Genomic DNA, 25227 nt, shown 5'->3' with positions numbered 1-25227 from the left:
CAAGATTGAAGAAAAAAAGAACCCTTTACCTATAAGGTAAAGGGTTACTTCAACTCCTCTTCAATCTGTTCATTTCGCTAAACTTATATTTTTGAATATTCGACTATCAATTACTATCGACTTTTTTGATTAATAGAAATTTTTAGTAAAATATTTTTTCGTATCTATTTGTAAACAGTCTCTTTTCAGTCTATTCCTCTGACATTAATTATCGACTGTATAATAAAGCAAGTAAATACAACTCCTCTTTCCTTTCTTCTTCTATTCATCTGACATTTATTATTTACTTACATAATGACTTAACGGGCTTACCCGGTTAAGGTTATGGTTATAGTAGAATATTAACGTATTTTTCCTTTTTTTAGGAACTCATGGTATATATTTATATTATGATTGATTTCTTGGTAAAGTACAAAAATAAAGGCTGGTGCATTTTTGCACTAGCCTTTATTCTTATCGTGTTTTTACTACTTATTTGATATTACCGAAAGTAGTTAACAACTGTCTTACATCAGCAACTGTTTTAAGGTTATACCTTGCAGCAGAAGCACCAATACCTACTTTGATCGTATATGACTTTTTAGGCATTGCTAAGAATGTATCTTCATCTGTAACGTCATCGCCGGCAGCAAAAATAAAGTCGTATTTGTCGTCATTAAGGAATTTAACCGCAGCTTTTCCTTTATTGACATCTTGACTTTTTACTTCCACTACTTTGTTACCATGCATTACTTGAAGGTTCATGTTAGACACTAAGTAGTTTAAGTTACCTACTAATTCGTTTGCTCTTAAATCACCAAAGTCTGCATCAGCTTTACGGTAATGCCAAGCAATAGAAAAGGCTTTTTCTTCAACAAAAGAACCTGGTGTTCTATCTACATAGCGATCAAGCATTCTGCTGATCTTAGATTTCCAATCAGAATTAAGATTATCAATCATTTCAAAGTCTTGATCACCTCTTCTTAACCAGATACCATGTTCAGCGATGATGTCTACTTTAAAGTCGGCAAACCAAGCCCCTAAAGTCTCTTTGTCTCTACCACTGATAATGACTACCCTGTTCTTAGGGTCAGCAGTGATACTGGCCATGATTTCTTTTAACTCCTGATCTGGTGATACTGATTGTGGATCTGCAGCAAAACCTTTTAGCGTACCGTCATAATCAAGGAAAATGATACGCTTAGATGCTGCTTCATATTTTTCAAGCATTCTTTCTTGAGATTTTGTAGGCAATAGGCGTGAGTTCATCGCCATTTGTTTTTCTTTAATATTATCGAGTTGGTTCATAAATATTTCTACCCAACGGTGTACATTGTATCGTCTTACTTTTTTCTGCATCTCTTTCATTCTACTGCGCTGCTCATCTTCAGGCATAGTGAGTGCATTGTATAAAGCTTCAACGATTTGGTTTTCATCATTTGGATTAATAAGTATTGCTTCTGAAAGTTCCTTGGCAGCACCTGCCATTTCACTTAGGATAAGCACACCTTGTTGGTCCGTTTTACTTGCTACGAATTCTTTACACACCAAGTTCATTCCGTCACGAAGTGGCGTCACAAGACCTACGTCAGAAGCTTTGTAAAGAGCTGATAGACCATCAAAACTAAATGATCTATAGAAGTAATGAATCGGAGACCAATTCATACGGCTATATTTACCATTGATTTTACCTACTAGAGTGTCAATTTCCTCTTTTAAGTGTTGGTATTGGTCTACTTTGTCTCTTGAAGGCACAACAAGTAGAATTAACGATACCTCACCTTGGTATTCAGGGTATTTTGATAAGAATTTATCAAAGCTTAGTAAACGGTGTTTAATTCCTTTACTATAATCCAATCTATCAATAGAAAGGATCGATTTATTTTTACTTAATAAGTCGCCGTAAGCGATTACTTTTTGTTTTGTTTTCTCCGAATCGGCAGCTTGTTCAAACTTATCATAATCAATTCCCATTGGGAATGCATCGACAGCAACTAATCTGTTTTTAACTTTGACAAGCCCCAATGAACTATCATAACCTAATAGACGGTTTACTGAACTTAAAAAGTGTCGCATATCGTCATAGGTATGGAAACCAATTAAGTCAGCTCCTAATACACCTTCTAAAGTTTCCTCTCTCCAAGGGAGTAAACGGAAAATCTCATAAGAAGGGAAAGGAATGTGATTAAAGAAACCAATTGTTGCATCTGGTAGTGCCTCTCTAAGCATTCCAGGTAATAACAATAGCTGATAATCATGCACCCAAATTGTATCTTCAGGTTCAGCATGTTCAAGAATCGCTTTTAAGAAAAGTTCATTTACATGAATATATGAATCCCACAAATCTTTCTCATAAGTGGCATATTCAGTGAAGTAATGAAAAAGAGGCCATAAGGTTTTATTACTATAACCTTCATAAAATTTATTGACATCTTCCTTTGTTAAATACACAGGAGCCATATTGTCTTCTTTAAGCTCTTTTTCAATGTGTATTTTTTCTTTGTCATCATGACCATACGTACCTGGCCAACCAATCCATAAATTACCCCCTTGCTTATAAGTAGTGCTTAAACCTGTTGCTAATCCTCCTGAACTTGGGTGAAAGCTAAGCGTTCCGTCTTCTGCATTTTTACTTACAGTAACCGGAAGTCTATTAGAGACAATAATTGTTTTTTTAGACATGTTATTTGTTAGTTAAATAATTTGGTGATGAGATACCTGCTCAAAATTAAGAGATATACTAGATCAAAAGTAATTAAGGTAGTATCAGTTATTTTTCTAATCCTATTGAACTCAAATTTATAAAGCATAGCCATTTGTTATGATATAGAATATAGACACTGAAAAGACCTCGATAATATTTGTTCCGGTAATTATTTATTTGGTAAGGTATTTATAATATAAACTGAAACACACTTTCCCAATTAAGGAAAACCCATACTCCTATTCCTCCAAGAACAATTCCAATACTTGATCCTAGTAAGAGCATTTTTTGGTTATGCTTTCTTTCTTTTAATTTTATTTCAAGCTCAATTTCTTCTGGTAAATCAGAAATCAATAAAAGATGATTTTCCCGTTCCTCAATCCTAGTGTCATAATCCTTAAGCTCTTTATCCTTGGCATCTAAAATTTCTTGATAATTTTCCAGTACACTTAATACACTGTCCTTAGACTGCTTGAGTTCCTTAAATAGATCATCTAATTCATTTTCGTTGATTGGCTTTTTCTTTTCAAATGGAAAATAGATATAAACCCATAGTAAAATGGTAAAAAGTGAAAGACCGCCAATCCACCACCAGAGATACTGTTGAAAATTATGAATTAGTTGAAACCATACATCATTCATATATAAAAAATTTTGTTGGTATTAATACCTATTAGCATTAAAAAATGCAACACTACAATTTACAATTATTAATTTTAAAGTGTATAAGTACTAGGGCAAAAGTTCTAGGATGTATTAAAATTGCTTTTTCATTCTGCTCCTCTTTAAAATTTGCGACATTGTTTTCTTATTTCTCTATTTATAGTGTTGTCGCGTTTATAATAGATTGATTGAGTTGATAATGCATTGCTGTTTGAAAGTACCCAATACTCTTTTTTTAGATTGATAACTAATAATTTAGTGCTTTTTGGTAGGGTATTTTTGCGTATACTTGTATAAGTAAATATATGTTAACGATGATTTTAACTACTCTTAATTTTAATTATGTCAGAAAATGATTTCATAAGCAAAGGTAATGAAGCCTTTAAAGATGGTAAGAAAACATCTTTGGAACTGTCAAACGATAAAGACGGTAAGCTATTGGAAAAAATTTCAGACTACACCAACTCTATTTCTCTTCCAACATCAAAAACATCTCGTGATAAAGCTTGGGAAAACATACAAAATGATATTCATAAAAATAAGTTTAAGGTAGAGCGTTCGAATACTTTTGAAAGGTTTATTCATTCAAAGGTAATCACAAGAGTTGCAGCGGTAGTAGGTGTTTTGGTTGGGATTTATACTTTGTGGTTTTTCTCCAATGATATAGAACGAGTAACATCTGATGAAGGTGTTTTAAAATATACTTTTCCAGATGGGTCTATTGCTCTGTTAAAGAAAGGCTCTTCAATACAGTTTTTGAAAACTGGATTTGATGGGCATATTTATCTTAATGGTCATGCTCAGTTTAATGTAAATGATGACGGAGACAGCGATCATAACTTTGAAGTAAAAACAAATAGAGTTGTAGTGATTGTACCTGACGGTGGGCAATTTGACTTGAGAGATGATCAGCATATTTTTCAATTGACAAACTTAGGTAAATCTTCCATATCCTATATAGAAGAACATAATGCAGCTAAAAAAGCTTTAGCATTAAAAAGCGGAGAAATGTTAGAGTCATTTACCACTCAACTTTCATTGCCAATGCAAAGAGATATATCTCACACAAAATGGACCGAAGGAAGTTTCTCGTATTATGAAGCACCACTATTAATGGTAATTGAAGATATGGAGAAACACTTTGATGTAATTATAGAACATGAATTACATTCCTTAGATTTAATATTTACAGGTAAATTCAAAGAGAATAGCATTGAGAAAGCACTAACTCAGTTGTGTGCTCAAGTTCCATTGGACTATCATCTTGTTGAAGGTAAGGTTTTTCTTCAACATAGAAAATAGATGAAAATGATAGATAAAAAACAACCCCCATGTACAAAAAGTGCATGGGGGTTATTTATATGATCAGTTATTGAACTTAGACTTTGATCTCTACGTCAACACCTGAAGGTAGGTCAAGCTTCATCAAAGCATCAACTGTCTTTGGAGAAGACGAGAAGATGTCGATCAAACGCTTGTAAGTACAAAGTTGGAATTGCTCACGTGATTTCTTGTTAACGTGTGGTGAACGAAGAACAGTGAATTTTTCTTTCTTTGTTGGAAGAGGTACAGGACCTGCAACTACAGCGTCTGTTTTCTTTACAGCCTCAACGATTTTACCAGCAGACTTGTCTACTAAGTTGTGATCGTATGACTTAAGCTTGATTCTGATTTTTTGTGTCATATCTTTTGTTATGATTGCTAGCCGTCCACTAGCGGATTATATATTTCATAAACTCTGAATCTACCGTTGTAGATTCAGAAGTTTATGATTATTGACAATTTATAATTACTTCTTAGCTTCAGCAATTACGTCTTCAGCAACGTTTCTTGGTACTTCTTTGTACTCAGAGAAAGTTAATGAAGCCGATGCACGACCTGAAGTAATAGTACGAAGGTCAGTTACGTAACCGAACAACTCTGATAAAGGTACATCAGCTTTGATTACAACTGCACCGTTTGAGATCTCTTGTCCTTTCGGAAGACCACGACGCTTGTTGATATCACCGATTACCGCACCAGTGTATTCGTCTGGAGTAACTACAGATACGTCCATGATAGGCTCAAGGATGATTGGCTGACAAGATTTTGAAGCCGCTTTGAAACCTAATTTAGCTGCTAATTCGAATGATAAAGCATCTGAATCGACATCATGGTAAGAACCGTAGAATAAACGAACGCGCATTGCGTCGATTGGGTAACCTGCTAAAGCACCGCTGCCCATAGCTGCTTCGAAACCTTTTTGTACAGCTGGGATAAATTCTTTTGGAATTACACCACCTTTGATTTCGTCAACAAACTGAAGACCTGGCTTAACAACACCATCCTCATCTGGCTCAGCTGGACCAAGTTCGAATTGGATATCGGCGAATTTACCTTTACCACCTGTTTGCTTCTTGTAAGTCTCTCTGTGTTCAGTAGAACCTTTGATCGCCTCACGGTAAGCAACTTGAGGAGCACCTTCGTTGATTTCAACGTTGAATTCTCTCTTAAGACGGTCGATGATGATCTCTAAGTGAAGCTCACCCATACCTCTTAAGATAGTTTGACCAGTTTCGTGGTCAGTTTCAACTGTAAGCGTTGGATCCTCTTCTACTAGTTTAGCGATAGCCATACCTAATTTGTCTACGTCACCTTTTGTTTTAGGCTCAATAGCAATACCGATTACCGGCTCAGGGAATACCATCTCTTCTAATACGATTGGAGCACCAAGCTCAACAAGAGTATCACCAGTTTTGATGTCTTTGAAACCTACACCCGCACAGATATCACCTGCCTCAACTTGAGGGATTGGATTCTGCTTGTTCGAGTGCATTTGCATCAAACGAGAGATACGCTCTTTTTTACCAGTACGCATGTTCAATACATACGAACCAGCTTCTAAAGTACCAGAGTAAGCTCTTAAGAAACATAAACGACCTACGAATGGGTCAGTAGCGATCTTAAATGCTAACGCTGAGAATTTATCTGAAGCATCTGCCTTACGAGTCTCCTCTTCACCTGTTTCAGGGTTAGTACCTTTTGTATCAGGTAAGTCAAGTGGAGATGGTAAGTAAGAACATACAGCGTCAAGAAGTGCTTGAACACCTTTGTTCTTAAATGCAGAACCACACATTACTGGAGAGAATTCCATGTTCATAACAGCCTTACGAACTGCAGCACGAACTTCATCAGCAGTAATTGAATCTGGGTCTTCGAAGAATTTCTCCATCAACTCCTCATTGTGAGTAGAAACCGCCTCGATAAGGTTTTCTCTCCACTCAGCAACTTCGTCTACCATGTCAGCAGGGATGTCGATCACTTCGTAAGTAAATCCTTGGTCAGCCTCGTTCCAAACGATAGCTTCGTTTGTAATTAAGTCTACTACACCTTTGAAATTTTCTTCAGCACCGATTGGTAATTGTAAAGGAACTGGAGTTGCACCCAATTTCTCTTCAATTGTTTTCACTGCTTTTAAGAAATCTGCACCAGCACGGTCCATTTTGTTGATGAAACAGATACGAGGTACCTTGTAGTCATCAGCTTGACGCCATACAGTTTCAGATTGAGGTTCTACACCAGATACGGCACAGAAAAGAGCTACAGCACCATCAAGTACACGAAGTGAACGCGCTACTTCTACTGTGAAGTCAACGTGACCAGGAGTGTCAATGATGTTTACTTTGTACTCTTCTGAAGCTGGAGTTGGTTTACCCTGTTCTGTAGGGTAGTTCCATGTAGTGGTTGTAGCAGCAGACGTAATAGTGATACCACGCTCTTGCTCTTGCTCCATCCAGTCCATAGTAGCAGCTCCGTCGTGTACCTCACCGATTTTGTGAGATTTACCTGTGTAATAAAGGATACGCTCTGTAGTCGTAGTTTTACCAGCATCGATGTGAGCCATGATACCGATGTTCCTTTGGTGCGAAAGATGGATCTTCTTAGCCACGGATTATTAGAATCTAAAGTGTGAAAATGCTTTATTTGCTTCTGCCATACGATGAGTATCATCTTTTTTCTTCACTGCAGCACCCTCTCCACGAGAAGCAGCAATGATTTCGGCAGCTAAACGTTCTTTCATAGTACGCTCGTTACGCTTTCTAGACATAGTGATCATCCACTTCATACCTAGTGACGTTTTACGATCTGGACGTACTTCTACTGGCACTTGGAAAGTAGCACCACCTACACGGCGAGCTTTAACTTCCACTGCAGGCATTACGTTAGAAAGACCTTTCTTCCATACGTCTAATGCGTCAACAGTTTCGCCTTCTTTTGAAAGTTTTTGCTCAACGATTTCTAACGCGTTGTAGAAAATGCTGTATGCAATACTTTTCTTTCCGTCAACCATTAAGTTGTTAACGAATTTTGTTACCATAGTATCACCAAATTTAGGATCTGGTAATACGTAGCGCTTTTTAGGTTTTGCCTTTCTCATTTCTCTAAAGAATAAATAATTTAAGAGATGCCCTTACTGACAAAAATGTCTTGACTTCAGGACTTGGACTTTAATTAATTTTTTTAAGTAAGTAGGTATCTATTACTTCTTAGGTTTCTTAGTACCATACTTAGAACGACGTTGACCACGTCCTTCAACACCAGCAGTATCAAGTGCTCCACGAACGATGTGATATCTCACACCCGGAAGATCTTTAATACGACCACCACGAATCAAAACGATTGAGTGCTCTTGCAAGTTGTGTCCTTCACCTGGGATATAAGCATTGACTTCCTTACCGTTAGTCAAACGAACCCTTGCTACTTTACGCATCGCCGAGTTAGGCTTCTTAGGCGTAGTAGTATAAACTCTTGTACATACACCTCTACGTTGAGGGCATGAATCTAATGCAGGAGATTTAGATTTTAAAACAATCTTCTTTCTTCCTTTTCTAACAAGTTGTTGAATAGTAGGCATTTACTTAACTTTTAATTTAAATGCGTCTAACGTTCGATACTATTAATTCTCGAATGCAAAAATTTTACAGTGGGCAAAGGTATCAATTATTTACGTGAAATCCACATCTTATTATAAACAATTTGTTATGAGAGTGTTATCATTAATTAATAATGCTGTTAATAAAAGCTAAACGTCTCTTTTTGAAAGTTTTAATGAAAAATTGAATGGATAAAAATAGATCTGCAACCTTTCATTTTTTTTGTTGTCACTTATTGTATGTAATACTATTATTTATCCTAACTTTACTCTACAATGTGTAAAGGATAGTTTTACACATTTTTTGGGTATGCTTACAACATGCTATTAGTGTCAACAATATTTACTTAAAATTTTTATGCTCGATTTACGTAAAGTTTTATTACTGTCTTCTGTCTTCTTGCTTACCACCATTAGCATTTTTGCTCAAGATGAAAAAAATAGAAAGACAGATATATATGTTACAGGTGGTTTAGAAGTTATTTTATCTGGTAATACAGGACTTAAGATAGATGGTCAAGAGTTAAATAATGGGGTTGTTCGTTTTGCTCCTGTTTTTAACTGGCAATCTTTAGTAAACTTTGATTTTAGTCCTCACTTTGGACTTTACACTGGTTTGGGAGTTAGAAATGTGGGGATGATTTTTGATGTACCCAATGAATATAAAGACCCTGAACTTTCGGGGCCAGTTCGTAAAAAAGTGCGTACTTACAATTTAGGTATTCCTGTTGGTTTTAAAGTAGGTAACCTTCATGGAATGTTTGTATATGGTGGGTACGAGTTCGAGCTTCCTATTCAATACAAGGAAAAAACTTTTGTTTCTGAGAGAAAGATTGATAAGTTTTCGGTATGGTTTTCAGACCGTGTAGATGTGCAGCATAGTTTAATGTTAGGTATTCAGTTTCCTTACGGTACAAACCTGAAAATGAAATACTACCTTAATAATTATTTTAGTTCATCTTGGGATAAAGACAAAGGTGGAATGTATGGAACTATAGATCCAAATGAGCCAGGCAGAAGAATGAGCTACAACCAAATGACTGGAAATGTGTTTTATGTTTCATTGAATTTCAGCTTATTCAGAAATACAAAATTCTATTATTCTGAGTATGAAAAGAAGCATACTTTCCCTGAAAGTTAGGCCGTGAAAAACATTTTTATAAGAGACCAGATTACTAAATAATTAGTAAAAAATAAGGTTTGCTCATATTAAAATGGGCAAACCTTATTTTTTTGAATTTGTCATCCTTAGTTCATGCTACGTTGAGTATTAGTTTATTCATCGTCTAGTGAACTTGATACTTCAAGATTTTTTGGAGAATGGTCAAGGTCTTTAGAAATAGTGAATACAAATGTGCTTCCCTCTTTTTCATTACTTTCTACCCAAATATCTCCACCATGTCTGTCAATCACCTTTTTACAGTTTGCTAGCCCTAATCCACTTCCATCATATTCGGAGTGTAAACGAGTAAAGGCATCAAATATGGCGTCTTTTTTATCTTCACGAATACCAATGCCATTATCAGTTACTGTAAACTTCCAGTGTTGAACTTGGGAATAGGCTTTGATAGTAATCACAGGGTGAGTAGTTCCATTTCTAAATTTGATCGCATTGGCAATCAGATTGAGAAATACTTGATAGATACCTAGCTTGTAGCAGTTGATTTTGGGGAGTTCATCTTCCCTGATTATTTGGCTTGAAGATGCGTCAATATCAATTTTGAGGTCATCCATAACGTTGTCAATCAAGTCATCAAGAGAAACAAGTTCTGCTTTTTTGAATACGCTCTCATTACCAAAGTCTAACAAAGATATCACAAGGTTTTTTAGCCTTTTTATCGATTTATCAATCAATTCTAGCTCTTCTTTGTTTTTGCTGTCTTCAAGAGATAAATCGATCAATTGTGAAATACTATTGATAGGAGACTTGATGTCATGACAGGCATGGTAAACAAAATTTTCTACTTCTTTATTTTTTTTGAGAAGCTCAATTTCAATTTTTTTAGTTTCAGTAATATCAATAAAAGCACCTATAAATGATGTAGGTTTTCCATTTTCATCATATTCAAATCCACTATCACGCGAAATACACCAAACCCAATCTCCTTTCTTCGTCTTAATCCTGTATTTAATTGTAAAAAACTGTCCTTCTTTGGAATGCCTGATATTTTTGAGGTGTTGTATAACATCCTCCCTGTCGTTGGTATGAAACAAAGAAAAGAAATCTTCTTTGGTCATCTTGTTAATATCTTCCTTAGAATAACCAAAAATTTCGCTATACTTTGAATTGACATATTCAGTTGTTGAGGTTTCGAAATTATAGATATAGATACCATTTAAGGAGTTTCTGTCTACTTTTTCAATAAAGTTTTTTCTTTCGAGTAGTTGCTTCTTGATGTTGTAATCGTTAGTTACATTTCTAGTAATTAAATTTAAGCGAAAGATCTCTCCGTTTTTAATGACTGGAGTAACAGTTGTGGCATAATGTAGAGCTCCTAGGGGGGAAGGGAAATCAATCTCATAGGATTGTGCAACACCTGTTTCAAAGACAGAATTGAGTATATTTTTGACCATGTCTTTTGTGTAATCATTTGGGAGTAAATCCAAAAGGTAGGCTCCCATTACTTTGTCTCTTGATAAACCTGGAGAAACATGGTTGATATAATTAATTTTAAATTCTCGATCGATTTGAAATAGGTGGTCTGTATTGTGTTCAATTAATGAATAATAGAGTTCAAGCTTTTCTCGTAAGGGGTTTTTGTATTTGAAGAATCGACTAAAGTCAACAATTAAAGCAATGGCTTTTCTTTCACCATCAATTTTAACGCTGCTTAAAGAAATTTCTACATTGATGATACTCCCATTTTGATGTTTTATTCGGATGGGATCCGTGTTTCCCATTTTCCTAGTTTTTGGTTTATGGAAAAAGGAGTCAAATTTCTGTTTATGCCCAAGAATAGTGTTTTCAGGCATTAATACAGACATTGGCCTTCCGATTAGGTTTTCTGGTTTAAAGCCTAACGTTCCGGTAATAGCATCGTTTGCAAATTCGATGATACCTTCTTGGTTGACCATGATTAATGCTTCAGAGAGGTTCTTGAGAATAGCAAGTTGAGAATCCACAATTGAAATAGTTTATAGGTTAACATCTCTCGATTAAGCAAACCTTATAAATGACATGAGTATACTGATAATTAATAGTGTTGCCCCCATTATTAAAGTTATGAGTATCCAATCAGAAATAGTTTATCTTTAATCCTTCAGTTTCTTTTTAGTATAACGCCAAAATAAATTTAGATAGTGCCTTAGATGAACTAATTTTAAAGCACAAATCATAGAAAATATTTTGCAGTGGTATAATAATCAAAATAATTAGTTTCAAGAACAATTAAAAATTAAGAGGAAGTGTATTCACCGAATAGTTTTAAAAGTACTACTTTATCTTTCGTAAATACTTGATTAATTATTTACACTTTGAATTGTATTTGTACATGATTTTTTTGTCCATAAAAAAACACCTCCTGTACTATTAAAAAGTAGAGGAGGTATTTTTATCAGAAGCTAATGCTATTTAGTGAGCTCCTTTTTTCAGTGATTGATTAATCGCTTTTAATTCAGAAGAAAAAGCTTTTCTATCAGTTTCTCCACAAACTTTCATCATTGCGTTCACTGTTTCTTTATTGATTTTTCTTGTTTGAGCTTTTGCCTCTTCAACAGTGATTTCACCGTTTTTCTTCTTTTTCGAGATTTTACCCGATGCATTCATTTGAGTTAGTTTTAACTCATACACCTCTTTTGTTTTGGCTTCATCTAGCTCGAACTTTTCAGCAACTTCTTCTGAAAACTGTTTTGCTCTCTGTTGTTTCTTGTTGGGCTTACCATTTTGAGCAAAAGATGATAATGTTACAAGTAGTGCTACAAGAATAAATAAATACTTTTTCATTTCAGTAAAAAATTATGTTTTAAAAATATACTATGCTCATTCCCATTGTTTTAATGGTCAGCATAGAAGTCACACACGAATAAAAAGCCGGTCATTAAATTTTGTTCTTTAATGTGTCTTAAAATTACTCAAAATATATTATTTATCAACTTTAATTTAGAGGAGAATATATCATTTGCTCGTATGGTATATAACAATGTTCAAAATGATTGTTTACCTATTTAAATAATAAGAAAATGAAAAAACAGCTATTATCAATCTTGTTGACCCTAGTGGCTTTATTCTCCTATGCGTCGAATAGCCCAGAAGATGGTGAAAAGAAAACGACTGATGTGAAAACAGAAAGTCATGTGAAAATTTTCAAGGGACTCTATTTGTCAATGGAGGATGAATCAGTTGAAAATTATATTGTCAATGAACTAAATGGAAAGCCCGAAACAAACGGTGACTATGCGGTGAAGTTTTTTGATCAGGATGCTTTCATGCGACCTATTTATGATGATGGGAAATTAGAAAGAGTAGAAATTATACTTAGAGGTCAATATTCTGATGATGTGATAAGTAATTTGAAAAACCTAGAGAATACAATTGCAGCCACGGAAGGTTGGAAAGAAAACAAGGCATCCGATGAACAGTGGTTATTTGAGAAAGATCTTGATCAAACTGTGGATAACATGAATCAAATTACAATTTATACTTATGGTATTCATGCAGATAAAGTAGGAAGTGGATGGCATACACAAATCCAGATTGCTCCTCGTTTTAAAGGGCAGTTATTGTCTGAAGAGGAATTAAATGAGAGAAGTCAAGAATTACAATCTTTGGTAAACTAAAAGATTTCATATTGAGAGAATATGGATTTATAAAGAATTAATAGGTGTGCAACAATGTACACCTGTTTTTTTGTCCTAATGTTTTTAAACTGCATTTATACAAATCGTTTCTTTACTAAATTGAAAGAAATTATTAACGCCATTAAAATGAAAAAGTTATTACTAAGCCTAAGCCTTCTTTTAGGTATAATTCAACTCACTATGGGACAGAATTTAAATACAATGCAATGGTTTAATGCTCCAGAAAAATGGAGTGTTGAAGGAAATACCTTGAAAATGCAGGTGACTCCACAAACAGATTATTGGAGGAAAACCCATTATGGATTCACGGTAGATGACGGCCCTTTTATGTATGAATTAAGAGGTGGCGAGTTTGAGGTCTCAGTAAAAATCACTGGAGCATACAAAACACGTTTTGATCAGATGGGTTTAATGCTTCGAATTGATGAAAAACATTGGATTAAAACAGGAATCGAGTATGTAGACGGCGATTATAACTTCAGTGCTGTAGTCACTAACGAACATAGTTCATGGAATTATGTTGCATTAGAAGGTAAGCCAAAATCAATTTGGATTAAAGCAGTTAGAAGACAAGATGCAGTAGAAATATTCTACTCTCTAGATGGTGAGAAATACACTTTGAGTAACCTGGCCTACCTTCCAGATCATAAGCCGGTCATGGTAGGAATGATGGCGGCAAGCCCAGATGGTGATGGTTTTGAAGCGACCTTCGATGATTTTAAAATCAAACATCTTGCAGATGAGAGAAGATTGGAGTGGTTGGAGAGAAATAAAGAGTAATTGTACTTTTTCTCTAACAGTAAAGCCATTGAGATAGAAACCTCAATGGCTTTATTGTTTTATGGATATGAATTATTTCATAATAAAACGCTCAATCAATGGACCAATTCCTGCAAAGAAGAATTCTACGGCCATGACCATTACGATCAAACCCATTAATCGAAGCATCAATTTATTACCAGTGTCACCAATCACTTTCATGATAGAACTGGCAGAAAGTAAACTCAGACAAGTAATTAGTAATACGGCGAAAATTGCCAATATTAGTCCTCCAATTTTCATGGGGTCGCCTCCAGCATTATCCATTAAAATAATAGAGTTAGCAATGGATCCAGGACCACAAATAATTGGAATAGCCAAAGGAGTAATTGCAACGTCTCTAGCGTATTCATGAATTTCATCTTTAGTGACCTTCACACTTCCCAAACGTGCTTGAAGCATGTCAAAACCTACTAAGAAGAAAATCATACCTCCAACAACCCTTAAGCTGTCAATTGAAATTCCAAAAAAGCGGAAAAGGGATTGCCCCGTCAATGCGAAAAAAAGTAGGAAGCAAAATGCAATAAATGAGGCTCTTAATGCCGTATTTTTTCTTTCTTCTTTTGAAAGTTGATTGGTCATGGTCATAAAGACCGGCATAATCCCCACGGGGTTAATCAACGTAAAGAAAGACGTAAATGCCAAAAGGGCATATGTAAAAACTTCGTTCATTTTTGTATTCTATGGAGTTGTATGTGTGTTGGGTGCAAAGTAAAGGAGAATGAAGGAAGAAACATAACTTACTTTCCTTAAAAATAAAGACCTAACCGAAAGTTTACGATTAAGTCTTTATGATTGGATTGATATTGATTTGGAAAGTTATAAACTAGCCATCTCCTGAGGGCTCATGACTACTTCTTGTTCTGTAAAAGTAATCCCCATACTTTCCAGTTCTTCTAACACTGGTTCATAGATATTTTTATGAATTGGGATGCAAGTTCCTGTTTTTGTGATTTTGCCTTGTAAGATCAGTTTGGTGGCAATAGCCAAAGGAATACCTACTGTATCTGACATGGCGGTGTATGTTTGGTCTTTACCTTTAACCACCATATGTGACGTTCTCAAGATATTTTCATTTCCTTTCTTATAAAATAACTTATGATACATTACAATCATGTCTTTGTCTTCTGGGGCAAGTTGCCATTTCTCTTCCAGAATTTTCTGAAGAATCTGAGCAGGTGTAGCCTTAGGAAGTCCAACTTTTTTATCACTAAAAATATCCAGCCAGTCCAATTTTTCCATTTCAAGATCATCTTGCGAGAGCTTTAGGTATTGCATCAATTTTAATTCAACAGAATCATTGGGATTATACCTTAAAAAGGAATTGATAAACTCACGATAAGTCATATCCTGAGTGTTTTCCATTTCATAGCTATCATCAGTGACACCCAAAGTAACAAAGCAGTTCCATGCTCTACAGAACCCCGGTCTCCTTAAAGTACCTCTATAAACGGTGGGAACGCCCTCCAAACCGTATTTTTCAACATACTTTAAAGAATCTCTATTAGCGTAACCTTCAAATTTCCCATAGCCTTCAATCTCAATTCGCTCTGTTCTACGGAATACCTTATTATAAGGAATGTATTTATGTTTTCCATTATGAAGAAAGCGTACGGCACCACCTTGACCAGCTAAAACTACATTACGAGGGTTCCAGGTGAACTTGTAATTCCAAGGGTTATTATCAGACTCAGGAGCAACGAGACCTCCTGTAAAAGATTCAAATCCTTCGATAGAATGACCTTTATCTTTTACCTCCTCAATCATTTTCATGGCTGACATATGATCTATACCAGGGTCTAGTCCAATTTCATTCAAGAGAATAATTCCTTTCTTCTTAGCTTCTTCACTCAAAGCCTGCATTTCTTCAGTGATATAAGAAGCGGTAGTTAAAGGTACTCCATGTTTTACGGCAACTTTTGCTGCTTCTATATGGAAACGGGCAGGAAGTAGTGAGGCTACTATATCAGCTTGTGAAATATAGGTTTCACGATGTTCTTCATTATTGATATCAAATTGAAAAGCAGAAGCTACATTTTCAAACCCTTTGATCTTCTCGTCTGCTAGCTCTTTTTGGTAGTCTCCTACCTTTATCTGCCACTCATTGGTAGCTGCGTGGCCACATAAATAATGGATTAATGAGGATGCAGAACGTCCTGCACCTAAAATGATAATTGTTTTCATAAGTGTTTATTTGGTGTATCGAAGTACACTGATAGTGTTTATATGGTAGGGTAAAAATAGAGGATTTAAGTTTTGGTTGAAAGGAAAATTTAAATTAGTGTAATAAATACATTTTATTATTTTTTGAGTTTGGCCTGTTATTTTCGTATCGCATTAATTATTAGTAAACTATCGTGAGTGACGCAAACTAGAATTTATGATGATGAAAAAAGCAATTTTCTTTTTCTTGTTAGTATTAAGATCATTTTCTGTTCTTTCGAATGGAGGACCAATTGAAGGATCTTATGTTCAACAGTCAGGAGCTATCAAACTAATTAATAATGAAAAAATTAGAGTCCTAAAAGAAGATTTAGAAGTTAAGATCCTAGGAGATGATTGTTTGGTGAAAGTAAGATATTTATTTAAAAATGAAGGACAGAAAGAAAAAGTAGAGTACGGCTTTCCTGTCGATTATTTACCCCCTGATGGGTATTATATTCCAAATTTGAATTATGTATCAGGTTTCAAATACCTATTCAAAGATGAAAAATTAAAGTATAGAATTGTAGAAGAAGACAGTATCGAGAGTCAAGTTTATAGAGCATATGGAAATGGAAAAGGCATCGTTTCTCGGAAATGGTTTATTACTACACTGGATTTTGAAAAAGAAGGGACTCAAGAATTGAAGGTGGAATACAGAATCAAAACGAATTACTCGAATTACCCTGCAGGTCTAAACTATTTTTCTTTTTTCTCCGACCGATTGTTTCTTTATGACATTGCTCCTTGTGGTTTTTGGGGAGATGGAGTTATTGATGAATTCTCATTTAAATTAAAAGTACCCGATTTTTTATGTGTTGATAATATTGAATTACAGGGTGTTGATGGTGTAATTTATGATGAAAACCTAATTCATGTGGACTGTCAAAATTTTAATCCCAAAGGAAGGAAGTTGAGTGTTAAATATGATATAAGTAAACACAAAAGAAGGTTGGATACAGATAATTATTTACCCAACAACATAGTTACTAAGGTTTCAGTGTCATCCCAACTCCAAGGAAACTATAAGAAAGAATACTTATTGGATCGAGATAAAAATACAGCATGGGTCGAAGGAGTTTCGGGTGGTGGAATTGATGAATGGATTGAGTTTGAGTTTAAGGAGAATGTTATTATCACTGGTGTAGGTGTATTAAATGGTTATGCAAAAAATAAGAGTACTTATGAGAATAATGGAAAACTAAAGAGTGTAAACGTCTTTTTAAATGAGAGACATTTTTATGAAAGCGATCATGATCATAGTTATATTTTTCCTAATAGTTGCTATAAAGTAATAGATGAAAATAGCATCTATTCAGATATAGATCTTATTTACACTGATTATGATCCAGGGTTACAATATGATAATGATGAACTTTTTGAAGTAGCAGAGCATACAAGAAAGGTTAAAATCATAATTAAGGATATTTATAAAGGAGCAAAATATGATGATACATGTATTTCTGAAGTCTTCTTTTATGGCTATCATAAAGAAAGTAATCAATAGAGTAGAAGTGGAATAATTATACTTTGAAAACTATATTAACAAATTTCACTCTTCACTCTTTATTCTTAATGATTCATTCTTAAATCATTACTCTTACCTTTGCATTTCAAAACAAAGTAAAAGAAGCATGAAAATCAAAGAAGCTGAATTTGTGACAAGTAATACGGATGTTGCAAAATGTCCTGAACCTAAAATTCCTGAATATGCATTTATCGGAAGATCCAATGTGGGTAAGTCTTCATTAATTAATGCATTTACGGGAAAAACGAAATTAGCAAAAACATCATCTACACCAGGTAAGACACAATTGATCAATCATTTTATTATTAATAATGAATGGTATTTATGTGACCTTCCAGGGTATGGATACGCACAGGTGAGTAAAACGGAGAGAGAGAAGTTTATGCGTATGGTGAAGAAGTACCTTGCTTCGAGAGAAAACTTGATGTGTACTTTTGTTTTGGTAGATATCCGTCACGAGCCGTTGAAAAACGATTTGGATTTTATGGCATGGATGGGAGAGAAAGAATTGCCGTTTGCTATTATTTTTACAAAAGCCGATAAATTAGGCCAAGGAAAGATCAGCAAAGCAGTGGCCACTTATAAAAGAGAGTTAAAAAAGCAGTGGGAAGAGTTTCCTCCTATGTTTATTACCTCTTCAGAGGACAAAACTGGTGTCAATGATTTGAGAAGTTATATTGGAGAAATCAACGGATATTGGGAGTCTTAAAAAAAAACTTCAATCTTTTTAGAGCTGAAAATCAGTAGAATTTAAATTAATTAGCATTTTTTTTATTTAATGATTTTGCAAATTCAAAAAATGCTACTACTTTTGCCACGCTTTAAAGGAAAAACGTTCCACAAATAAAGCAGAATTTGAAATATCTTCTCCTTTAGCTCAGTTGGTTAGAGCATCTGACTGTTAATCAGAGGGTCCTTGGTTCGAGTCCAAGAAGGAGAGCAAATTTATTCAAATTCATTCCTCTTTAGCTCAGTTGGTTAGAGCATCTGACTGTTAATCAGAGGGTCCTTGGTTCGAGTCCAAGAAGAGGAGCTCCATAAAATAATTTTCTCCTTTAGCTCAGTTGGTTAGAGCATCTGACTGTTAATCAGAGGGTCCTTGGTTCGAGTCCAAGAAGGAGAGCAAAGCCTTAGCAGAAATGTTAAGGCTTTTTTGTTGCCCAAAGATGATAGAAATTCCCAAAATCAATCCATTATGTTATTTAAATCATAAGACAAAGAGGATAAATCATTTATCTTTGCCGTTGCAATTTTTTTAGACCATGTATTTTCTACCTTTTTGAGGTGAAATACTGATGAATATTGTTATCAACCAATAAAGATATTTTATATGAAAGCATACGTATTCCCAGGACAAGGAGCTCAGTTTACTGGTATGGGTAAAGAGCTATATGACTCAAATGAAGAGGCTAAAGCACTTTTTGAAAAAGCCAATGATATTCTTGGTTTCCGTATCACTGACGTAATGTTTGAAGGTACTGCAGAAGAATTAAAACAAACAAACGTTACACAACCTGCTGTATTTCTTCATTCGGTAATCACTGCATTATGTGCAGAAGAGTTTACTCCTGACGTAGTTGCTGGACACTCTCTTGGTGAATTTTCTGCTTTAGTAGCTTGTGGAGCATTAAACTTTGAAGATGCTTTACAATTAGTAGCAAAAAGAGCTGCAGCGATGCAAAAAGCATGTGAAATGAATCCTTCTACAATGGCTGCTATCTTAGGCCTTTCAGATGAGGATGTAGAAAAAGTATGTGAAGGTGTTGAAGGTGTAGTACCTGCTAACTACAATTGCCCAGGTCAATTGGTGATTTCTGGTAGCAAAGAAGGAATTGAGAAGGCTTGTGAAGCTGCAAAAGAAGCGGGAGCAAAAAGAGCTTTACCACTTCCTGTCGGTGGTGCTTTCCACTCACCATTTATGGAGCCAGCAAAAGCTGAATTACAAAAGGCTATTGAGGAGACTGTATTGAACACTCCAAAATGCCCAATCTACCAAAATGTAGACGCTAAACCACAAACTGATCCAGCAGTAATCAAAGAAAACTTGATTGCACAATTGACTGCTCCTGTAAAATGGACGCAAATTGTTCAAGCAATGATCGCTGATGGCGTTACTGAGTTTATTGAGTGTGGACCAGGTAAAGTTTTGTCAGGTCTTGTGAAAAAAGTAGACCGTAAGATGCCTACTACTTCTTTATAGAAGAAGAGATAAGTAGAAACAAAATAAAAAATGGCACTGTAGTAGTTTGATCTATTACGGTGCTTTTTTATGCAATGATACTTGCACTTAAGATCTCAGCAAGGTGTTTTTTATAAATTGGAGTACTTAAAGCATACTGTACGCCCAAGTTCAAAAGTTTTTTTCTAGCACCTGCTAAAGAATATGGAGTTGTACCGACAATTGTAATTTCTCTATCATTTGCTTCACAGTAATCTTGAAGTTTGTTGATTGTCTCTTGTAAGTACATTCCGAGTGTTTCCGAATCCAGAAATACCATTTTCACGGATGGATTATCTACTAGTGTAAATAATTGACTTGTTTCAGTAATCACATTAATGTCTAGTCCTTCATCCATGAGGATTTTTTTAAGATAGTGCGCATTGATAATATTATTATCAACCACTATTGCTTTGTTTTGTACCATAGGTCTTTCTATGCTGTTTGAGAACGCCATCGTCATAAGTTGCTATTTTAATCTTGGTCCTTGTCTTGATTATCATTTATGAAGTATTCGTACAAAAGAAACGGAGAATCTTAGCTGGTTACTTTTCTTCTACTCAAAATAGGATAACATAGTATAACCTAGGTTACATAATGATAATCCAATAAAGAATAGGGCAAAAAAAGAAATGGTAAAACTTCGTTTACATCTGAACTGGTCCTTAACTTCGTGTCGCACATGATAAATAAATAATACAACGTAAATTTATTTATGATGAGTATTTTGTAATCAGATAAACTTTTTGATTACTATTGCTTTGATATCACTACCTTAAAAAATGATTAGAGTTTCTAGTCATCATGCATTTTGAGCGTTGTAATTACAAAAAAATAGCGAATAACAATCATAAGTTATTCAGTCTGATTACTAAGCATTTATTTTTATAACGACAAAAAGTCGAAAACAATATATCCGACAGAGAAAAAAATGAAAAAAAAATTACAAACAGCTTTTTTATATCTAATACTGGTCAGTTTAATAGGTTTTTCTTGTTCAAAATCTCAAAATGGTGATTGGGAAGAGGACAAAAAAGTGGCTACAGAGGTAGAAGATCCTAATGATGACTTTTTATTAACCCTAACGACAGAATATGGAGCAATGAAGATAGTTCTCTATAAAGAGACGCCGATTCATAGAGAAAACTTTATAAAATTGGTCCGCCAACATTATTATGACAGTTTATTATTCCATCGAGTAATTAACGGTTTTATGATACAAGGAGGTGATCCTGATTCAAGATTTGCGGATGAAAATGAAAATCTTGGAAGGGGAGAAATAGGAGACCTTTTGCCTGCAGAAATCAATTACAAGTATTTTCATCAGAAAGGAGCATTGGCAATGGCAAGAAAAGGAGGTCCTTCTAATCCAGATAAAAAATCAAGTGGTTGTCAGTTTTATATTGTAGATGGAAAAAAATATACAAAAGAGAGCCTTTATGATTCCAAAACAGATTATAAAAGAGTGAATCAATATTTTTCTTCTTTGATTGAAGATCCAGAATATTCTAGAATTAATCAGGCTTATGTACAATTAGGAGAAAGAGGGGATGTGGCAGGTCAAAAACGACTAATGAAGAAATGTATTCCTATGATGGAGAAAAAGTATGAGGTGCAGCTGATCGAAAAGCCAACAAGAAAAGAGCGTATTGCATATACAAAATACGGTGGAGCACCTTTCCTTGATAGAGAATATACAGTATTAGGACAAGTGGTGGAAGGGCTGGAAGTCATTGATAAAATTGCTGCGCAAAAAGTAAATCCTCAAAATAGACCTTTAGAGGATATTAAAATGTCTATTACAGTAGAAGAAGTTCCCTCAGTTTATGTAGAGCAACTTTTGAAGAAAATTCATTAAGTACATCGTAAACTAACTTAATGTTACCTTCAAGGCCGATGGAGGTACTACTAAATGATGGTCTAATTACAGATTAAAAGTCAATTGTCTAATTAGAAATTGCAAAACAATAATAGGGATTCGTATTAAATAGTTTTGTATTAGTACTTACCTTTGTTAAGTACTAGGAATGGTACTGAAATAACTAATTTAATTATAAACATATTACTTACTAACATGAAATCTATTCATTTAGCCTTGATTTCATTGCTGTTGTTTTTCAGCTGTGAACAAAAAAAATCTCAAGATGTAGCTTATTTTGGAGATACTTTTGAAATCGAAAATGCTATTGCCTCTTCAGCATTAAAGTCAAAACTAGGACAAGAAGAAACTGTGAACGTACAATTGGAAGGCGAAATTACAGGTGTTTGTCAGAAAAAAGGATGTTGGTTGACCATGCCAATGGGTGAAGGAGAAAAAGATGTCTTTGTGAAATTCAAAGATTACAAATTTTTTGTTCCAAAAGATGCAGCTGGGAAAAAGGCGGTCATTAAAGGTGTGGCTAAAAAAGAGGTCATTGATGTACCGACGTTAAAGCACTATGCAGAAGATGCAGGGAAATCAGAAGAGGAGATTGCTAAAATTGATGCTCCTGAAGTAAAATATACTTTTATGGCAGAAGGTGTAGCCATTGAAAACTAAGTCGTCATAATAGTGTTGAAAATGAAAAAGTACATTTCTATTGTAGCTTCTATCAGTTTTATCCTACTCTCTTTTGTTCGTTGCCAGCAACCCAAAGAAAAAGTATCTTCAAGGTATCCTAATGGAGGTTCTGAATTAGCATGGTTGATGCGTGGAGCAACAGATCAAATGGAAGCACAAAGAAGTGCAATACTTAAAGGTGAATCATTGAACAATATTGCTTTGGATGTGGGACATATTTTGACTGCAGTACCAACAGAAGAAGGAAAAACAGCGACAAAAGATTACCAGCAAAAAGCAGCAATGTTTATCAAACATGTAGCTCAGCAAAAAGAGATTCCTTTGGAAGGACAAATGGAGTTTTTTAATAATACCGTTTCATTGTGTGTCAATTGTCATGAGACGCAATGTCCTGGGCCAAATGTGAGAATTAAGAAGTTGTATCTCGATAAGATATAATTGATAAAATGAAAGAGGTGAAGCATTCAAAACTTCACCTCTTTTTTTTATTAAACTTTTTTCAAACTCATGTGTTTGAAGTGCAGTGTTATCGAATAAATTCAACTCATTTTCAATTAAACAAATGTGAATTTTAACAAAACAATAGTTTCCATGGAATATTTTTTAAAATTAAGTAAAATAAAACCATGGAAACTTTTTTATTACTTTGGGTTTCCTTATGTTTGTCTCGTCAATTAAACATCTAATTAATTATGAAACTCATTTAATTACAGGTGCCTAATGACAATTCATTTCATCTTAACTTTTATCATACTCTAACTAAATAGTCAATCATATCTGTCGTGGTAAATGATCAATTACGTCTTCGTATCATTGAAGTAGCACGAAAACAATTTCAAGGTTTAGGGCTCAAAAGAGTGACAATGTCAGACATTGCTGAGCAATTGGGCATGTCAAAAAAAACCTTGTATAATGTCTTTAGAAATAAAAAAGAACTTATCGAATTTACTCTTTCTTTTTATATGGAAGAGGACTCAAAATTTATAGAAGGAGTAGGGAAATTAGACCAGGATGGTGTTTTCAAACTGGCTAAGATATTTTATTTCTTTTATGAAAGAATGCGTGCGATTAATCCTTCAGTTTTTATGGACTTGAAGAAGTTTTATCCTGAAGTATGGGATAAATACGAATGCCATAAAGAAGGGTGCTTTCATGAAACTTTAATATCAATCATCAAGCAAGGGAGTTCCGAAGGACATTTCTATGATGATATTGATGTGGAAATGTTAGTTTTAATGAGAATGTGGCAAGTAGAGGTCGCTTTTGATACTTCTGTATTCCCACATGACCGGTTTCCAGTAGCCAAGCTACAAGTGGAATTATTCAAACACTTTATTAGAGGTATTGCCACTCCAAATGGTGTCAAATTATTGGATCAATACCTAAACGAATTTATTAGTCAAGAATCACAAACTACAAACTTATGAAAAACGTCCTTCAATGGATCGTAGCTTTTTTAAGCTTATTTTTTAGTTTACAACTGTCTGCACAACAAACAACCACTAATGTACAAGGTGTGCCATTATTTAGTGTGCAAGATTGTATCAACTATGCTTTCCAAAATACAGGTACAATTAAAAATGCTGTTTTAGAACAGGGCATCTCTCAAGCTAAAGTAGGAGAAATTATTTCTATTGGTTTACCACAAATTGATTTTGAAGGTCAACTAATTGATAATGTTAAAATTCAAAGAGTATTTATTCCATCAGATTTCACTGACCCTAATTCAGATATTATAGGTGCTGAATTTGGAACAAAGTACAACTCTAGTCTTCAGTTAAAAGCTTCACAATTAATTTTTGATGGAACATTTTTTATTGGTGTTCAAGCTGCAAAAGTTTACACTGAGTTAGCTTCAAAGGAATTAATCCGTTCTAAAATTGATGTAGCAGAAGCTGTAACTCAAGCTTACTACTACGTTCTAGTACAAAGAGAATTTTTAGATCTAATTATTGAGAATAGAGAAATTTTAGAAGGTCTTTACAACGAAACCAAAGCAATGTATGAAGCGGGTATGGTAGAAGAGACTGAACTGAATAGAATCGAGGTTAACTACAATAGTATGGTGATTCAGGAAACACAATCAAAACAAATGAATGTGATCGCTGAAAAATTATTGAAGTTTCAGATGGGAATGGATATCAATGCATCAATGGAGCTAGCTGAGAAATTAGAAGATTTCAGAGACTTTATTGTAACGCCTACTGATTTAGCAGTTGCTAAAAATAGAATTGAATATTCAATCCTACAGACTAACATCAAATTAAATGATTTTGATATTAGATCTACCAAGGCTGAATATTGGCCAAAATTATATGCATTTGGCGGATATGGTTTTAACGCAGGTGGAAGAGAGTTACAAGGATTATATGATGATGGAGGTGATTTTGCAAATATTGGAATTACTTTGAGTTTGAAAGTATTTGATGGTTTTTCTCGTAAGAAAATTATAGAACAAAAGAAACTTAAAGGTCAACAATTACTTAATACTCGTATTGATTTAGAACGTCAGATCTCTATTGAGCAAGAACAGTCTCGTATTGTTTATGAAACAAACATGGCGACGCTTAATTTACAGGAGAAAAACATGGGTGTAGCTGAAAAAGTTTATACAAATACTCAGATTAAGTTTAAGAATGGTGTGGGATCTTCAGTAGAAGTGACAACCTCTTCACAAGATTACGCAGCTGCTGCTAATACATTTTACAACTCTCTCTACGAAGTATTAATAGCAAAATTATCTTACGAAAAAGCGAATGGACGTCTATTAGAGTACGTTGATAGTGAAGATTTTGAAAAGGATCAAAAGACATTAAAGTTGAATAACGAAAAATAAAAATAGAAA

23 protein-coding genes and 3 tRNA genes are annotated in these 25227 nt (G+C 34.5%); 15 read left to right on the top strand and 11 right to left on the bottom strand.

Annotation, left to right across the window (positions count from 1 at the left end):
• Positions 1 to 471: 471 nt before the first annotated feature.
• Positions 472 to 2661 (bottom strand): bifunctional alpha,alpha-trehalose-phosphate synthase (UDP-forming)/trehalose-phosphatase, encoded by a 2190-nt coding sequence (locus PL77_RS05050; RefSeq protein WP_044202340.1) that lies wholly within the window; start codon positions 2659 to 2661, stop codon positions 472 to 474.
• A 211-nt stretch (positions 2662 to 2872) separates the two neighbouring features.
• The gene (locus tag PL77_RS05045) at positions 2873 to 3325 is read right to left on the bottom strand and encodes a hypothetical protein (protein WP_044202338.1); all 453 of its coding nucleotides are present in this window, start codon (positions 3323 to 3325) and stop codon (positions 2873 to 2875) included.
• Between the two features lie 363 nt (positions 3326 to 3688).
• On the opposite strand from PL77_RS05045, the gene PL77_RS05040 reads away from it, so the two are divergent.
• Positions 3689 to 4648 (top strand): FecR domain-containing protein, encoded by a 960-nt coding sequence (locus PL77_RS05040; RefSeq protein WP_044202337.1) that lies wholly within the window; start codon positions 3689 to 3691, stop codon positions 4646 to 4648.
• Positions 4649 to 4724: 76 nt separating this feature from the next.
• On the opposite strand, the gene rpsJ is transcribed toward PL77_RS05040, so the two are convergent.
• The 4 genes from rpsJ to rpsL all read right to left on the bottom strand — a co-directional run bounded on the left by rpsJ (position 4725) and on the right by rpsL (position 8240).
• On the bottom strand, positions 4725 to 5030 hold the full coding sequence (rpsJ, locus tag PL77_RS05035; RefSeq protein ID WP_044202335.1) for a 30S ribosomal protein S10: 306 nt from the start codon (positions 5028 to 5030) through the stop codon (positions 4725 to 4727).
• Positions 5031 to 5135: 105 nt separating this feature from the next.
• Positions 5136 to 7274 carry an elongation factor G gene (gene fusA / locus PL77_RS05030; protein WP_044202334.1) on the bottom strand — a complete coding sequence of 713 codons (2139 nt, stop codon included), beginning with the start codon at positions 7272 to 7274 and terminating at the stop codon, positions 5136 to 5138.
• 6 nt (positions 7275 to 7280) lie between these two features.
• Positions 7281 to 7763: a 30S ribosomal protein S7 gene (gene rpsG / locus PL77_RS05025; RefSeq protein ID WP_044202332.1), complete on the bottom strand. Its 483-nt coding sequence runs from the start codon at positions 7761 to 7763 to the stop codon at positions 7281 to 7283.
• A 102-nt stretch (positions 7764 to 7865) separates the two neighbouring features.
• Entirely contained in the window at positions 7866 to 8240 is a 375-nt protein-coding gene (gene rpsL / locus PL77_RS05020; protein WP_044202330.1) for a 30S ribosomal protein S12, read from the bottom strand.
• 376 nt (positions 8241 to 8616) lie between these two features.
• Here rpsL and PL77_RS05015 point away from each other — a divergent pair, with 376 nt between their 5' ends.
• Positions 8617 to 9399, top strand: a complete 783-nt coding sequence (locus PL77_RS05015) for an outer membrane beta-barrel protein (RefSeq protein WP_044202329.1) — start codon at positions 8617 to 8619, stop codon at positions 9397 to 9399.
• Between the two features lie 134 nt (positions 9400 to 9533).
• On the opposite strand, the gene PL77_RS05010 is transcribed toward PL77_RS05015, so the two are convergent.
• Both PL77_RS05010 and PL77_RS05005 read right to left on the bottom strand, forming a co-directional pair.
• Positions 9534 to 11381 (bottom strand): PAS domain-containing sensor histidine kinase, encoded by a 1848-nt coding sequence (locus tag PL77_RS05010; protein ID WP_044202328.1) that lies wholly within the window; start codon positions 11379 to 11381, stop codon positions 9534 to 9536.
• Between the two features lie 448 nt (positions 11382 to 11829).
• Positions 11830 to 12201 carry a hypothetical protein gene (locus tag PL77_RS05005; RefSeq protein ID WP_044202325.1) on the bottom strand — a complete coding sequence of 124 codons (372 nt, stop codon included), beginning with the start codon at positions 12199 to 12201 and terminating at the stop codon, positions 11830 to 11832.
• A gap of 236 nt (positions 12202 to 12437) precedes the next feature.
• Here PL77_RS05005 and PL77_RS05000 point away from each other — a divergent pair, with 236 nt between their 5' ends.
• Positions 12438 to 13034 (top strand): hypothetical protein, encoded by a 597-nt coding sequence (locus PL77_RS05000; protein ID WP_044202324.1) that lies wholly within the window; start codon positions 12438 to 12440, stop codon positions 13032 to 13034.
• A 147-nt stretch (positions 13035 to 13181) separates the two neighbouring features.
• On the top strand, positions 13182 to 13835 hold the full coding sequence (locus tag PL77_RS04995) for a DUF1349 domain-containing protein (protein ID WP_044202533.1): 654 nt from the start codon (positions 13182 to 13184) through the stop codon (positions 13833 to 13835).
• 72 nt (positions 13836 to 13907) lie between these two features.
• Here the strand turns inward: PL77_RS04995 and PL77_RS04990 are convergent, their stop codons facing one another.
• The gene (locus PL77_RS04990; protein ID WP_044202322.1) at positions 13908 to 14546 is read right to left on the bottom strand and encodes a MarC family protein; all 639 of its coding nucleotides are present in this window, start codon (positions 14544 to 14546) and stop codon (positions 13908 to 13910) included.
• A gap of 147 nt (positions 14547 to 14693) precedes the next feature.
• On the bottom strand, positions 14694 to 16058 hold the full coding sequence (locus tag PL77_RS04985; protein WP_044202320.1) for a saccharopine dehydrogenase family protein: 1365 nt from the start codon (positions 16056 to 16058) through the stop codon (positions 14694 to 14696).
• A 196-nt stretch (positions 16059 to 16254) separates the two neighbouring features.
• Here PL77_RS04985 and PL77_RS04980 point away from each other — a divergent pair, with 196 nt between their 5' ends.
• The 6 genes from PL77_RS04980 to fabD all read left to right on the top strand — a co-directional run bounded on the left by PL77_RS04980 (position 16255) and on the right by fabD (position 19804).
• On the top strand, positions 16255 to 17583 hold the full coding sequence (locus PL77_RS04980) for a discoidin domain-containing protein (protein ID WP_044202319.1): 1329 nt from the start codon (positions 16255 to 16257) through the stop codon (positions 17581 to 17583).
• Between the two features lie 127 nt (positions 17584 to 17710).
• Positions 17711 to 18313: a ribosome biogenesis GTP-binding protein YihA/YsxC gene (gene yihA, locus PL77_RS04975; protein WP_044202318.1), complete on the top strand. Its 603-nt coding sequence runs from the start codon at positions 17711 to 17713 to the stop codon at positions 18311 to 18313.
• 157 nt (positions 18314 to 18470) lie between these two features.
• Positions 18471 to 18544: transfer RNA gene (locus PL77_RS04970), tRNA-Asn, on the top strand.
• 19 nt (positions 18545 to 18563) lie between these two features.
• A tRNA-Asn gene (locus PL77_RS04965) sits at positions 18564 to 18637 on the top strand.
• Positions 18638 to 18653: 16 nt separating this feature from the next.
• Positions 18654 to 18727: transfer RNA gene (locus PL77_RS04960), tRNA-Asn, on the top strand.
• A gap of 207 nt (positions 18728 to 18934) precedes the next feature.
• Positions 18935 to 19804 (top strand): ACP S-malonyltransferase, encoded by an 870-nt coding sequence (fabD, locus tag PL77_RS04955; protein ID WP_044202316.1) that lies wholly within the window; start codon positions 18935 to 18937, stop codon positions 19802 to 19804.
• Positions 19805 to 19871: 67 nt separating this feature from the next.
• Here the strand turns inward: fabD and PL77_RS04950 are convergent, their stop codons facing one another.
• On the bottom strand, positions 19872 to 20285 hold the full coding sequence (locus tag PL77_RS04950; protein WP_156152245.1) for a response regulator: 414 nt from the start codon (positions 20283 to 20285) through the stop codon (positions 19872 to 19874).
• A gap of 468 nt (positions 20286 to 20753) precedes the next feature.
• On the opposite strand from PL77_RS04950, the gene PL77_RS04945 reads away from it, so the two are divergent.
• From PL77_RS04945 to PL77_RS04925, 5 genes are all read left to right on the top strand, one after another.
• Complete coding sequence (locus PL77_RS04945; RefSeq protein WP_052444184.1) at positions 20754 to 21680, top strand: peptidylprolyl isomerase; 927 nt, start codon at positions 20754 to 20756, stop codon at positions 21678 to 21680.
• Positions 21681 to 21896: 216 nt separating this feature from the next.
• Complete coding sequence (locus tag PL77_RS04940) at positions 21897 to 22361, top strand: DUF4920 domain-containing protein (RefSeq protein WP_044202314.1); 465 nt, start codon at positions 21897 to 21899, stop codon at positions 22359 to 22361.
• Positions 22362 to 22382: 21 nt separating this feature from the next.
• Positions 22383 to 22820 (top strand): hypothetical protein, encoded by a 438-nt coding sequence (locus tag PL77_RS30270; RefSeq protein ID WP_052444183.1) that lies wholly within the window; start codon positions 22383 to 22385, stop codon positions 22818 to 22820.
• A gap of 344 nt (positions 22821 to 23164) precedes the next feature.
• The gene (locus PL77_RS04930) at positions 23165 to 23809 is read left to right on the top strand and encodes a TetR/AcrR family transcriptional regulator (protein WP_044202313.1); all 645 of its coding nucleotides are present in this window, start codon (positions 23165 to 23167) and stop codon (positions 23807 to 23809) included.
• Positions 23806 to 25218: a TolC family protein gene (locus PL77_RS04925; protein WP_044202311.1), complete on the top strand. Its 1413-nt coding sequence runs from the start codon at positions 23806 to 23808 to the stop codon at positions 25216 to 25218. The genes PL77_RS04930 and PL77_RS04925 overlap by 4 nt, the downstream gene beginning before the upstream one ends.
• Positions 25219 to 25227: the final 9 nt, after the last annotated feature.

Origin of the sequence: Flammeovirga sp. OC4, from assembly GCF_000812565.1 — a bacterium.
In the GTDB taxonomy this organism is placed as follows: Bacteria; Bacteroidota; Bacteroidia; order Cytophagales; family Flammeovirgaceae; genus Flammeovirga.
The sequence above is the reverse complement of the archived record's forward strand: the minus strand, read 5'-3'. Positions and strand labels throughout refer to the sequence as shown.

Bases quoted from the DNA above. Each gene is read 5' to 3' on its own strand.
- PL77_RS05050 (WP_044202340.1), bottom strand. From the start codon at position 2,661: ATGTCTAAAAAAACAATTATTGTCTCTAATAGACTTCCGGTTACTGTA.
- PL77_RS05045 (WP_044202338.1), bottom strand. From the start codon at position 3,325: ATGAATGATGTATGGTTTCAACTAATTCATAATTTTCAACAGTATCTC.
- PL77_RS05040 (WP_044202337.1), top strand. From the start codon at position 3,689: ATGTCAGAAAATGATTTCATAAGCAAAGGTAATGAAGCCTTTAAAGAT.
- rpsJ (WP_044202335.1), bottom strand. From the start codon at position 5,030: ATGACACAAAAAATCAGAATCAAGCTTAAGTCATACGATCACAACTTA.
- rpsG (WP_044202332.1), bottom strand. From the start codon at position 7,763: ATGAGAAAGGCAAAACCTAAAAAGCGCTACGTATTACCAGATCCTAAA.
- rpsL (WP_044202330.1), bottom strand. From the start codon at position 8,240: ATGCCTACTATTCAACAACTTGTTAGAAAAGGAAGAAAGAAGATTGTT.
- PL77_RS05015 (WP_044202329.1), top strand. From the start codon at position 8,617: ATGCTCGATTTACGTAAAGTTTTATTACTGTCTTCTGTCTTCTTGCTT.
- PL77_RS05005 (WP_044202325.1), bottom strand. From the start codon at position 12,201: ATGAAAAAGTATTTATTTATTCTTGTAGCACTACTTGTAACATTATCA.
- PL77_RS05000 (WP_044202324.1), top strand. From the start codon at position 12,438: ATGAAAAAACAGCTATTATCAATCTTGTTGACCCTAGTGGCTTTATTC.
- PL77_RS04995 (WP_044202533.1), top strand. From the start codon at position 13,182: ATGAAAAAGTTATTACTAAGCCTAAGCCTTCTTTTAGGTATAATTCAA.
- PL77_RS04990 (WP_044202322.1), bottom strand. From the start codon at position 14,546: ATGAACGAAGTTTTTACATATGCCCTTTTGGCATTTACGTCTTTCTTT.
- PL77_RS04985 (WP_044202320.1), bottom strand. From the start codon at position 16,058: ATGAAAACAATTATCATTTTAGGTGCAGGACGTTCTGCATCCTCATTA.
- PL77_RS04980 (WP_044202319.1), top strand. From the start codon at position 16,255: ATGATGATGAAAAAAGCAATTTTCTTTTTCTTGTTAGTATTAAGATCA.
- yihA (WP_044202318.1), top strand. From the start codon at position 17,711: ATGAAAATCAAAGAAGCTGAATTTGTGACAAGTAATACGGATGTTGCA.
- fabD (WP_044202316.1), top strand. From the start codon at position 18,935: ATGAAAGCATACGTATTCCCAGGACAAGGAGCTCAGTTTACTGGTATG.
- PL77_RS04950 (WP_156152245.1), bottom strand. From the start codon at position 20,285: ATGACGATGGCGTTCTCAAACAGCATAGAAAGACCTATGGTACAAAAC.
- PL77_RS04945 (WP_052444184.1), top strand. From the start codon at position 20,754: ATGAAAAAAAAATTACAAACAGCTTTTTTATATCTAATACTGGTCAGT.
- PL77_RS04940 (WP_044202314.1), top strand. From the start codon at position 21,897: ATGAAATCTATTCATTTAGCCTTGATTTCATTGCTGTTGTTTTTCAGC.
- PL77_RS30270 (WP_052444183.1), top strand. From the start codon at position 22,383: ATGAAAAAGTACATTTCTATTGTAGCTTCTATCAGTTTTATCCTACTC.
- PL77_RS04925 (WP_044202311.1), top strand. From the start codon at position 23,806: ATGAAAAACGTCCTTCAATGGATCGTAGCTTTTTTAAGCTTATTTTTT.